Origin of the sequence: Blautia sp. CAG:237 (assembly GCF_000436615.1) — a bacterium.
In the GTDB taxonomy this organism is placed as follows: domain Bacteria; phylum Bacillota; class Clostridia; order Lachnospirales; family Lachnospiraceae; genus Blautia_A; species Blautia_A intestinihominis.
Genome location: NZ_FR886684.1, coordinates 1 through 11,928, shown reverse-complemented (window position 1 = coordinate 11,928; position 11,928 = coordinate 1). Strand labels below are relative to the sequence as shown.

Sequence of the window (11,928 nt, the reverse complement as noted above, 5' to 3'; positions counted from 1 at the left end):
ATTTCATCGATATTTTCTTTTGTGATAACAAGCGGAGGTACAAGACGGAGTACGTCGCTTCCTGCTGAGATCACAAGAAGCCCGTTCTCAAGTGCCTTTGTCACAACACTTCCCACAGTCGCTCCTTCGATCACCAGTCCCTGCATGAAACCTTTTCCACGACGTGCTGCGACGATCGGGTATTTTTCCACAAGTGTGTCGAGTTTTTCCTCTAAATATGGGGTTAATTCCTGTACATGTGCCAGGATACCGGCCTGCTCAAAGATATCAAACACCTTGCTGACAGCTGCACATACAAACGGGTTTCCACCATAAGTTGTGCCATGATCTCCCGGTACGAGAGATGCTGCTGCAGCTTTTTCCCCGAGGACAAATGCCCCGACCGGGACACCGCAGCCAAGTGCTTTGGCACAGGTCATCACATCCGGTTTGACACCGTAGGACTGCCATGCGAAGTAATATCCGGTACGTCCCATACCGCACTGGATCTCGTCAAAGATCAGGATAATATCATTTTCGTCACAGAGTGCGCGAAGTCCCTCAAGGAATTCCTTCTGTGCCGGATAGATGCCGCCCTCTCCCTGTACGACCTCTGTGATGATCGCGCAGGTCTTGTCTGTGATCTGTGCTTTGACGCTCTCAAGATCATTGAAATCCGCAAATTTAACACCGCCGATCAGTGGTTCGAACGGCTCTCTGTAATGCTCTGTTCCTGTGACAGAAAGAGCTCCCATGCTTCTTCCGTGGAAAGAATGGTTCATTGCGATGATCTCATATTTCTGTGCTTCTTTGCCATATTTGGTATAGGCGTATTTACGTGCAGCTTTGAGTGCACCCTCGATTGCCTCTGTTCCACTGTTTGTGAAGAACGCTTTGGCAAGTCCGCTGGCTTTGACCAGTTTTTCTCCTGCTTCGCTCATCGGCTCATTGTAATAAAGATTGGAAATATGAGTCAGCTTGTCGATCTGTGCTTTTAAAGCCTCGTCATATCCCGGATAATGATATCCCAGTGCATTTACTGCGATCCCGGCAGCAAAGTCGAGATATTTTTTGCCCTCTGTATCATAGAGATAGCATCCTTCCCCATGGTCAAACATGACCGGGAAACGATTATATGTATGCAGAATACTTTCTTCTGCATGATTCATCTGTTCATTCATGCTCATTGTAATATTTCTCCCCGTCTTCTCTTAAAATAGCAGTACCGATACCTTTGTTTGTAAAAATCTCCAGAAGGAGGCTGTGCGGAATACGTCCGTCCAGGATATGTACTCTGTTTACGCCTTCCTCGATCGCATCGATGCAGTTCTGCAGTTTCGGAATCATTCCACCGCCTACATAACCGTCGCTGATCAGTTTTTCTGCTTCGTGTACATGTAACTCGGAGATCATAGAACTCGGATCATCTTTGTCCTTGTATACACCCTCAATATCAGAAAGGAATACAAGTTTTTCTGCATGGACAGCCTCTGCGATCGCACATGCTGCATCATCTGCATTGATATTATAAGAATCAAAGTTTGTGTCAAATCCGATCGGAAATACGATCGGAAGGAAGTCTTTTTCGAGAAGATCCTGCAGAACCTTCGGATTGACTTTCTCGATATCGCCTACATATCCGATATCTTCGCCCTTGGAAAGTTTCTTGTGGCACTGGAGAAGTCCACCGTCCTTGCCGCTGATACCAACAGCCTGTACACCGAGGGATTCCACCAGTGTAACCAGTTCTTTGTTGACTTTTGCGAGAACCATCTCTGCGATCTCCATAGTGTCTTTGTCTGTTACGCGGAGACCGTTTACAAAACGTGGTTCCATGCCGACTTTGTTGACCCAGCGGCTGATTTCCTTACCGCCTCCGTGAACGATGATCGGTTTGAAACCGATCAGTTTCAGAAGTACAACGTCCTTGATGACATTTGCTTTGAGTTCTTCGTCCAGCATGGCACTTCCGCCGTACTTTACTACTACGATCTTACGATTAAAACGCTGTATATAAGGAAGAGCCTCGATAAGAGTTTCTGCCTTGTCCAGATATTTCTGATTTACCATTTTTTCATTTCTCCTCGATTTTAAATTTTTTATGAACGATAATCCGCATTGATCTTGACATAATCATAGGTAAGGTCACATCCCCATGCGGTTGCGGTGCAGTCGCCCATCTTGATGTCTGCGATCGCAGTTACCGCTTCTTCGGAAAGGATCTTTGTCGCTTCTTCTTCGCTGTAATCTACAGCCACACCGTTTTCGATGATCTGGATCTTACCTGCCTTGCTCTCAAAGTAGAGGTCTACTTTTTCCGGATCAAACTGTGCACCTGAGTAGCCCATCGCACAGAGGATCCTTCCCCAGTTTGCATCATGTCCGTAGATCGCTGCTTTTGTAAGGGAGGAAGTAACAACGGATTTACTCAAAGTCACTGCCTGTTCCTTGCTCTCTGCACCGATGATCTTTACTTCAAACAGTGCAGTCGCACCCTCACCGTCGCCTGCGATCTTCTTGGCAAGTGTGGTGTTGATGTAATTCAGTGCCTCGCAGAATTTCTGATAGTCTTCGTTTTTCTCATTGATCTCCGGGTTCTCTGCCATTCCGTTTGCCAGCAGGAGAACAGTATCGTTTGTGGAGGTATCGCCGTCAACAGATACCATATTATAAGTATCTTTGACATCCTGGCTCAGAGCTTCCTGGAGAAGCTGCTTGGAAATGCATACGTCTGTTGTGACAAAACCAAGCATCGTGCACATGTTCGGATGGATCATTCCGGATCCCTTGCACATGCCGCCGATTGTAACTGTCTTGCCGCCGATCTCGATTTCTACGGCAACTTCTTTCTCTACGGTATCCGTTGTCATGATTGCTTTGGCTGCTTCGTTTCCGGCTTCCAGAGTTCCCTTGAGCTTCGGAGCCATTGCCTTGACACCGTCGGAAAGTTTCTCGATCGGAAGCTGCATGCCGATAACGCCCGTAGATGCGACCAGTACGCTGTTTTCATCTACATTCAGAGTCTCTGCTGCTGCTTTTGCTGTTGCCCGGCAGTAGCTGAATCCCTCTTCTCCTGTACACGCATTGGCGATACCGCTGTTGCAGACGATCACCTGTGCACTTGGATGTTTATAAACGATCTCCTGGTCCCATTTGACCGGAGCTGCCTTTACGATATTTGTGGTAAAAGTTCCTGCTGCCACGCATGGTTTCTCGCTGTAGACCATTGCCATGTCAGTTCTTCCCTGATATTTGATCCCTGCTGCTGTGGATGCCGCCTGGAATCCTTTTGCCGCTGTAACTCCACCTGTAATAACCTTCATAATCTATACTCCTCCTTGGTACAAAAATCTCCGTTTTTATTTACGGAAGCATTGGAATCTGATGAAGTCCTTCTGCCTCGTCGAATCCGAACATCAGGTTCATGTTCTGTACAGCCTGTCCTGCTGCACCTTTTACAAGGTTGTCGATCGCGCCCATCATGATAACACGTTTGGTCCTCGGGTCGATCTTGAAGTTGACATCTACATAGTTGCTGCCTTCGACGCATTTAGTCTGCGGGCATACGTCTTTGTCAAGGACACGGATGAATGTTTCATCTGCATAATATTTATCGTAAGCTGCTCTTACTTCTTCATAGGAAACTTCTTTCTTGAGAGAAGCGTATGCAGTTACCAGGATTCCTCTGTTCATCGGGATCAGGTGAGGTGTGAAGTTGATCATCACTTCCTGTCCGCATGCATAACCAAGCTGGTCCTCGATCTCCGGTGTATGGCGGTGAGTTGCTACGCCGTATGCTTTGATATTCTCATTTACTTCGCAGTAAAGGTTCGGAACTTTTGCTCCTCTTCCTGCTCCTGAAGTGCCGGATTTTGCATCGATGATGATAGTGTTCGGATCGATCAGGCCTTCTTTGAGAAGCGGGTAGATGGATAAAGTGGAACAGGTCGGATAGCATCCCGGGTTCGCAATCAGTCTTGCTTTCTTGATGTCCTCACGGTTGATCTCGCACAGTCCGTAAACTGCCTCGTCGATAAATTGCGGTGATTTGTGCTCGATGCCGTACCATTTCTCATATTTCTTTACATCTTTGATACGGAAATCTGCACTCAGGTCGATGACCTTTGCTTTGGAAAGGATCTCTTCATTAACAAGAGATGCACAAAGCCCCTGCGGTGTTGCGGTAAAGATCACATCTACTTCGTCTGCAAGTGCAGCCATATTGTCGTCCATGCACTTCGCATCTACCAGTTTAAAAAAGTTCTGGTATACATCTGCATATTTCTGATCGATATAGCTTCTTGAGCCGTACCATGCAACTTCTACTTCTTTATGTCCAAGGAGCAGTCTTGCCAGTTCATTTCCTGCATAACCGGTTGCTCCGATGATTCCTGCTTTGATCATTTCTCATTCCTCCTAGAATCACAAATTAGCAGTTACATAATGTGCAACTGCTTAAAACTGTTGTAATTATACATCTAACCTGCATAATATGCAATACAAAATTTTACCATTTTCGCATCCGCATTCCGCGATTTTATGTATTTTTATATGTTATTTCCTATTTAATGATGCATTTTTATGCAAAAATTTCTTTTATTTTTTTGCATATTGGTATTGCATATTTATAAAAATTGTTGTATATTAACTCTTGTCGAAACACGACAGGGCTTAAGATTCACTGCTTTATCATACAATCACACTAAAGCGCAGGAATCTTTACCTTTTATAATATCAAATATTCATGTATCTGCCAAGTGCAGGACATTAAATTTTCAGGAGGAATACATTATGAAAGAAAAAGTTGTACTTGCATACTCAGGTGGTCTTGATACCACAGCACTGATCCCGTGGCTGAAAGAAACATTTGATTACGAAGTTGTCTGCTGCTGTGTAAACTGCGGACAGGGAAACGAACTGGATGGTCTGGATGAGAGAGCGAAACTTTCCGGAGCTTCCAAATTATACATCGAAGACATCGTTGATGATTTCAGCGACAACTACATCATGCCATGCGTACAGGCAGGCGCTGTATACGAACACAAATATCTGCTCGGAACTTCCATGGCCCGTCCGGCGATCGCCAAGAAACTCGTTGAGATCGCACGTAAAGAAAACGCTGTTGCTATCTGCCACGGTGCTACCGGTAAAGGTAACGACCAGATCCGTTTCGAACTTGGTATCAAAGCACTTGCTCCGGACATCAAGATCATCGCTCCTTGGAGAATGACAGATGTATGGACCATGCAGTCCCGTGATGATGAGCTCGCATTCTGCCAGGCTCATGGAATCAACCTTCCATTCGATGCAAGCCACAGCTACAGCCGTGACCGTAACTTATGGCATATCAGCCATGAAGGACTTGAACTCGAAGATCCTTCCCAGGCTCCGAACTATGACGACATGCTCGTTTTAAGTGTAACTCCTGAAAAAGCACCAGATAAAGAAACAGAAGTAACCATGACATTTGAGGAAGGTGTTCCGAAGACTCTCAACGGCAAAGCAATGAAAGTTTCCGAGATCATCACAGAGCTCAACCGTCTTGGCGGCGAGAACGGTATCGGTATCGTTGATATCGTAGAAAACCGTGTTGTTGGTATGAAATCCCGTGGTGTATATGAGACTCCTGGCGGAACTATCCTGATGGCAGCTCATGAGCAGCTCGAGGAACTGATCCTTGACCGTGACACCATGGAAGCCAAGAAAAAGATCGGCAGCCAGTTCGCTCAGGTCGTATACGAAGGAAAATGGTTCACACCACTCCGTGAGGCACTCCAGGCATTCGTAGAGTCCACTCAGAAATATGTAACCGGTGAAGTTAAATTCAAACTTTACAAAGGAAACATCATCAAAGCTGGTACAACTTCTCCATACAGCCTGTACAACGAATCTCTTGCATCCTTCACAACAGGTGACATGTATGACCACCACGATGCAGACGGATTCATCACTCTGTTCGGTCTTCCGCTCAAAGTTCGTGCAATGAAATTACTGGAAGTTGAGAAGAACAAAAACAACAAATAATCATAGCTTTTATTTTCCGGCGGTCTGTTTTCAGACTGCCGGATTTTTTATACCAAATTTTATGCAATTTTTTTGTACAATATTATACATAGAAGTTTTCATTTTATATTTGACAGAAAACACTTCCTATTTTATAATAATTTCATAAACAATAGTGTAAAACTTATATAGGTCCATAATTGGTTGGACGTCTCTACCAACTACCGTAATAGTTGCCTATAAGTGTTACTGTTTACTTTGTTTACAGTAACTTTTCGGGCAAAATATCCGGTATTTTTTTTGCCCGGAAGGTTCCAGACCAAAAAGGAGGTAGCTTATATGAAACCAACCACTTTTGCCATCAGAGGAACGGTATGTTTCAGCACAGACTCACAGAACCTGACCTGCCTTGAGAATGCATTTATCGTCTGTCAGGACGGACGTACTGTCGGTGTTTTCCCGGAGCTTCCGGCTCAGTTTGAAGGAATTCCTGTTGAAGATGTGGGCGATCAGCTTATCATTCCGGGAATGAACGATCTCCACCTTCACGCTCCGCAGTATGCATTTCACGGCATGTATATGGATCTGGAACTGCTGGAATGGCTGAATCAGGTTACTTTCCCGGAGGAAGCCCGCTATGCAGATCTCAGTTACGCCGAGAAAGCCTATTCTATCTTTGCAGAGGATCTGTGCCAGAGTGCCACGACACGTGCTTCCATCTTTGCAACCCTGCATGTAGAGGCAACCGAACTTCTGATGGATCTCATGGAAAAAACAGGTCTCAAAACCTATATCGGAAAGGTCAATATGGACCGCAATGGAACCGCTGACCTTCAGGAAAAAAGCGCTGTTGTTTCTGCGGGAGATACTGTCCGCTGGCTCACTGACACTGCCGGAAAATATGAGAACGTCAAGCCGATTCTCACACCACGTTTCACCCCTTCCTGCACAGATGAGCTTATGAATGCGCTGGCAGAACTCCAGAGAACTTACCGTCTTCCGGTACAGTCCCATCTTTCCGAGAACCAGAGTGAAATTGCCTGGGTACACGAACTGTGCCCTAATACTTCTTTTTATGGAGAGGCATACGATCAGTTTGGTCTTTTTGGCAGTCCTGACTGCCCTGCGATCATGGCACACTGTGTCTACAGTTCAGATGCTGAGATCGCCCTTATGAAAAAGCGGGGAGTTTTTGTCGCCCACTGTCCTCAGTCCAACACGAATCTTTCTTCCGGCATCGCCCCTGTACGGCGTTATCTCGAAGAAGATCTTCACATCGGACTTGGCACGGATATTGCGGGTGGTCATTCCCTGTCCATGCTCCGCGCGATCGCTGATGCCATTCAGGTATCCAAGCTTCGATGGAGGCTTGTGGATGATTCCCTGAAGCCGCTTTCCCTGGAAGAAGCTTTCTATATGGCAACCATGGGCGGTGGAGCTTTCTTTGGAAAGGTCGGAACTTTTTTGGAAGACTATGAGTTTGATGCTCTGATCCTGGATGATCGGGGTCTCCGTCATCCTCAGCCACTGACGGCACGTGAAAGACTTGAGAGACTGATCTATCTTTCGGATGACAGATGCATCACCGGAAAATATGTTTCCGGAAACAAAATCTTTTAGTGCACAGGCTGTGCACCATACGAAGGGGGTACTTATATGAATCTCGACAAACTTTTCCACCTCAAAGAAAATCACACAGACGTCAAAACTGAGGTCATGGCAGGAATCACAACCTTTATGACAATGGCCTATATCCTGGCTGTCAACCCGAATATCCTGTCTGCATCCGGCATGGACCGCGGATCTGTCTTTACAGCAACCGCACTGTCCGCATTTATCGCAAGCTGTCTGATGGCACTTCTGTCCAACTATCCATTCGTTCTTGCTCCTGGAATGGGTCTGAACGCATACTTTACCTACACCGTAGTCCTTGGTATGGGATATTCCTGGCAGCAGGCACTTGCAGCAGTATTTGCAGAGGGTATCATCTTTATCCTGCTTTCCCTCACCAATGTTCGTGAAGCGATCTTCAACTCCATTCCGATGAACCTGAAACACGCCGTATCTGTAGGTATCGGCCTCTTTATCGCATTTATCGGACTCCAGAACGCCAAGATCGTTGTTGGAAATGACTCTACACTGGTAAGCATCTTTTCCTTCAAATCCTCTGTTGCAGAAGGAACTTTTTCCTCACAGGGCATCACTGTTCTCCTTGCGCTGATCGGTATCCTGGTTACAGCCATCCTTCTTGCCAAGGACGTTAAAGGCAGCATCCTCTGGGGCATCCTGATCACCTGGGTTCTCGGGATCATCTGTCAGCTTACACATCTGTATGTACCGAATGCTGACCTCGGATATTACAGCCTGCTTCCTGATTTTTCAAGCGGAATCTCTGTGCCAAGCATGGCTCCGACCTTTATGAAGATGGATTTTTCCATTGTATTTTCACTGGATTTTGTAGTCATCATGTTTGCATTCCTGTTTGTAGATATGTTTGATACTCTTGGAACCCTGATCGGTGTGGCTTCCAAAGCTGACATGCTCGATAAGGACGGCAAGCTTCCGAATATCAAAGGTGCCCTGCTCTCTGACGCTGTCGGAACAACTGTAGGTGCTATGTGCGGTACTTCCACTGTTACCACCTTTGTCGAAAGTGCCTCCGGTGTTGCAGAAGGCGGACGTACAGGACTCACCTCCATAGTAGCAGGTATCCTGTTTGCACTTTCTCTTCTGCTTTCCCCGATCTTCCTGGCAATTCCTTCCTTTGCGACAGCACCGGCTCTGATCGTCGTAGGTTACCTGATGCTGACCTCTGTCACCAAGATTGATTTCAGTGACATGACAGAAGCGATCCCGTGCTTTATCGCGATCATCGCAATGCCATTCATGTACAGTATTTCCGAAGGTATCTCCATGGGAGTTATCTCCTACGTAGTGATCAACCTGATCACCGGCAAAGCCAAAGAAAAGAAGATCAGTGCATTGATGTACGTTCTCGCCGTATTATTTGTACTGAAATATATCTTCATCTAAATAGTTATAATTATTCATAAGGGCTCTGCACATGCGGAGCTCTTATTTTTTTATTTTCACTCTTTATCAATGCATAGTTATGCAGTATACTAGTGATACCAGGGTTTCAAACGAATATGACTTTCATGCTTGCATGAAAGGGCATATCCATTTGAAACCCGCCAAATATGAGGAAGTAGTGATTTACGCAGTAAATCTACGGATTCCGAATATTTGCAGAATCGCGGAAGATGCAGAGCATCGGAGTGATTCGTAAGTATCTTACATTACGAGGAGAAATATTATGAAAAAAGAATCTGTTCCGGTCAGGAATTCGCTTTTGCTTTTGCTGACCGCCACCATCTGGGGTGTGGCTTTTGTCGCACAGAGCGTCAGCATGGACTATATTGGAGGCTTTACCTTCAATGCCGTTCGAAATATCATCGGTGCGATCGCACTGCTGCCTGTCATCTGGGGACTTGGTAAGACCAGATCTTCCAGTGAACAGACACCTTCTGACCGCAAAACTCTGATCACCGGCGGTATCTGCTGCGGTATCCTGCTCTGCCTTGCAAGCAACTTCCAGCAATTCGGTATCAAATACACCACCGTCGGCAAAGCCGGATTCATCACCGCCTGCTACATCATCATCGTTCCGGTCATCGGTATCTTCCTTAAGAAAAAATGCAGCCCGTTTATCTGGATCGCTGTAATCCTTTCCTTATGCGGTCTGTACCTTCTCTGCCTGACACCGGGCGAGGGATTTGCCATTGGCAAGGGAGAGCTGCTCGTGCTGATCTGTGCAGTACTTTTTTCCCTGCATATCCTGGTGATCGACCATTTCTCACCTCTGGTAGACGGCGTAAAAATGTCCTGCATCCAGTTCCTGGTCTGCGGTATCCTCTCCGGGCTCCCTGCCTTGCTCTTTGAAAGTCCGGATCTCGCAGGCATCCTTGCAGCCAAAGTTCCGATCCTCTATGCCGGAGTTATGTCCTGCGGAGTTGCCTACACCCTGCAGATCGTCGGTCAGAAAGGCATGAACCCGACTGTAGCCTCCCTGATCCTCAGCCTGGAATCCTGCATTTCCGTGCTCGCCGGCTGGCTGATCCTTGGACAAAACTTAAGCGGCCGTGAGATTTTTGGCTGTGTGCTGATGTTCGGTGCGATCATCCTTGCACAGCTCCCGCAGAAAAATCCTGCCGCATAAATAATCTCAACGTTATTTCCACGCAACAAAAAAGGTCATCACTTTCAGAAAACTCTGATCGTGATGACCTTCTGTATTTCGTTATTGTATTTCATATACTGTCAGATCTCGCCCTTGGCTGTCAGATGCTCCTTGATCTTCTCGAAGCTCTCGTCGCTGACATCATGCTCCATCTTGCAGGCATCTGCCCTTGCAACCTCCGGTGAAACACCAAGTCCCTCAAGCATCTTGGTCAAAACAGTATGTCTCTCATAAATCCTGTGTGCGATCTCTGAACCCTTGTCCATCAATGTGACTGTGCCATAACGGTCCATTGCGATATAACCGTCTTCTCTTAATAATTTCATTGCATGGCTTACGCTCGGTTTGGAAACTCCCAGCATAGATGCAATGTCAACAGAGCGCACCCCGCCGCCTTTTTTGGATAAAACCAGAATCGCTTCCAGATAATCCTCCGCTGATTCTCTAATCTGCATAAAAATACCTCCCATATGTTGTTTATAGTATCATAAAAATCGACATATTTCAACAGTTATGGGCGTTATCGCGGCGATTGTTTTTCTCAACTAACTGTGAGCATCTAGGGGAAAACTTTTTTATTTATCGTCACCGGTCAGGCGGAGGACATCGCGGATCTCATCTACTTTCATGTCAAGAATGATCGCAAGCTCATCAATGCTGAAAGCATTCTTATCATCTTCATCGTCATTCAGTTCGCGGACTACACTTTCAAGCTTCTCTACACGGGCTACCAGGCTGTCGTCTGCGAATTTTCTCTGGGTCTGTTCTTCCAGAACTGCGATGATCCCTTTACGGACTTCATTCATGAGCCATTTTTCATCTCTGACTTCGTTTCCGGCGCTTCCAAGCGCCTGGATCAGTGCCAGATTTGCCTCCTGGATCAGATCTGCAAGAAAAATCTCCTCTGCATTCATGTCTGCTGCCATCTTCGCTGTTTCTTTCATATAATAAGAAGTAAGGGACTGCAGCGCATCCTGATCTCCGTTTGCAAGTGCGGCAAAAGCCTGGGCAATATCTATGGAAAGTTCCGGAAGTTCTTCAAGATAATTCCTGAGGTAAGTTTCTTCTTCCGGGGTCAGCGGAATTTTCTTTCGTTCCGGCTCTTTGGTTTCCTCTGTGGCACTGTCTTCCATTCCTTCGATCTGGATTCCCTGGGAGGTTAAATATTTGAGTACTCCAAGGAGCTGTGTCTTGTCGAGTTCCATTCCTGCGAAGGTATCGCGGATCTGGATCGCGGTAAGGGAATTGCCATTTGCTTTGGCGATGGTCTGTATTTCTTTTAATTTGTTCTGAAATTCCTGTACGTTCATTTTAGGTCTCCTTCTATAAAATTAAGTATGGATTGTGTAAAAACATGGTTGATGTTTTGTTTTTTCTGAAATTATTTTTTGTTGTATCATTGTATCATATTTTATCATTTTCTTGTGATTTTTCCAACCAGAAGCGTATTTAACGTAATTTTTTTGCCCGGAAACCCGCATAAAATAAGGCTTTGCGGCATTTTTAAAATTTTTTTCAATTTTTTTCAAAAAAGTTGTTGACATTTGGATATGCCTAATATATAATATGTCTTGCGTTGAGCGACATAGCAAAAACGCAAACAACTAAATACCGTTAACGGGGTGTGGCTCAGCTTGGCTAGAGCGCCTGGTTTGGGACCAGGAGGCCGCAGGTTCGAATCCTGTCACCCCGATGCTGTAAACAAC

Annotated in this window: 10 protein-coding genes, 1 tRNA gene and 1 riboswitch; of the genes, 5 read left to right on the top strand and 6 right to left on the bottom strand. The window is 45.9% G+C overall.

All coding sequences use genetic code 11. From position 1 onward, the window contains the following. From QZL69_RS02290 to argC, 4 genes are all read right to left on the bottom strand, one after another. On the bottom strand, positions 1-1,166 hold a 1,166-nt coding region (locus QZL69_RS02290), incomplete at its 3' end, for an aspartate aminotransferase family protein (protein WP_291517927.1). Then, positions 1,153-2,049 carry an acetylglutamate kinase gene (gene argB, locus QZL69_RS02285; protein ID WP_022213606.1) on the bottom strand — a complete coding sequence of 299 codons (897 nt, stop codon included), beginning with the start codon at positions 2,047-2,049 and terminating at the stop codon, positions 1,153-1,155. The genes argB and QZL69_RS02290, both read right to left, overlap by 14 nt. A 29-nt stretch (positions 2,050-2,078) precedes the next feature. After that, positions 2,079-3,302 carry a bifunctional glutamate N-acetyltransferase/amino-acid acetyltransferase ArgJ gene (gene argJ, locus QZL69_RS02280; protein ID WP_022213605.1) on the bottom strand — a complete coding sequence of 408 codons (1,224 nt, stop codon included), beginning with the start codon at positions 3,300-3,302 and terminating at the stop codon, positions 2,079-2,081. Between the two features lie 40 nt (positions 3,303-3,342). Then, entirely contained in the window at positions 3,343-4,383 is a 1,041-nt protein-coding gene (argC, locus tag QZL69_RS02275; protein ID WP_022213604.1) for an N-acetyl-gamma-glutamyl-phosphate reductase, read from the bottom strand. 387 nt (positions 4,384-4,770) lie between these two features. Between argC and QZL69_RS02270 the strand changes: the two genes are divergently transcribed. From QZL69_RS02270 to QZL69_RS02255, 4 genes are all read left to right on the top strand, one after another. Next, complete coding sequence (locus tag QZL69_RS02270) at positions 4,771-6,003, top strand: argininosuccinate synthase (RefSeq protein WP_022213603.1); 1,233 nt, start codon at positions 4,771-4,773, stop codon at positions 6,001-6,003. Positions 6,004-6,146: 143 nt separating this feature from the next. Next, a riboswitch (purine riboswitch) is annotated at positions 6,147-6,242 on the top strand. A 79-nt stretch (positions 6,243-6,321) separates the two neighbouring features. Further along, positions 6,322-7,602: an amidohydrolase family protein gene (locus QZL69_RS02265; protein WP_022213602.1), complete on the top strand. Its 1,281-nt coding sequence runs from the start codon at positions 6,322-6,324 to the stop codon at positions 7,600-7,602. Positions 7,603-7,638: 36 nt separating this feature from the next. Continuing rightward, positions 7,639-9,015 (top strand): NCS2 family permease, encoded by a 1,377-nt coding sequence (locus QZL69_RS02260; protein WP_022213601.1) that lies wholly within the window; start codon positions 7,639-7,641, stop codon positions 9,013-9,015. Positions 9,016-9,298: 283 nt separating this feature from the next. Further along, positions 9,299-10,201: a DMT family transporter gene (locus QZL69_RS02255; RefSeq protein ID WP_022213600.1), complete on the top strand. Its 903-nt coding sequence runs from the start codon at positions 9,299-9,301 to the stop codon at positions 10,199-10,201. A 101-nt stretch (positions 10,202-10,302) separates the two neighbouring features. Here the strand turns inward: QZL69_RS02255 and QZL69_RS02250 are convergent, their stop codons facing one another. Further along, entirely contained in the window at positions 10,303-10,677 is a 375-nt protein-coding gene (locus QZL69_RS02250) for a metal-dependent transcriptional regulator (protein ID WP_022213599.1), read from the bottom strand. Positions 10,678-10,797: 120 nt separating this feature from the next. After that, positions 10,798-11,532, bottom strand: a complete 735-nt coding sequence (locus QZL69_RS02245; RefSeq protein WP_022213598.1) for an RNA polymerase sigma factor region1.1 domain-containing protein — start codon at positions 11,530-11,532, stop codon at positions 10,798-10,800. 308 nt (positions 11,533-11,840) lie between these two features. On the opposite strand from QZL69_RS02245, the gene QZL69_RS02240 reads away from it, so the two are divergent. Then, positions 11,841-11,915: transfer RNA gene (locus QZL69_RS02240), tRNA-Pro, on the top strand. The last annotated feature ends 13 nt before the right edge of the window (positions 11,916-11,928 follow it).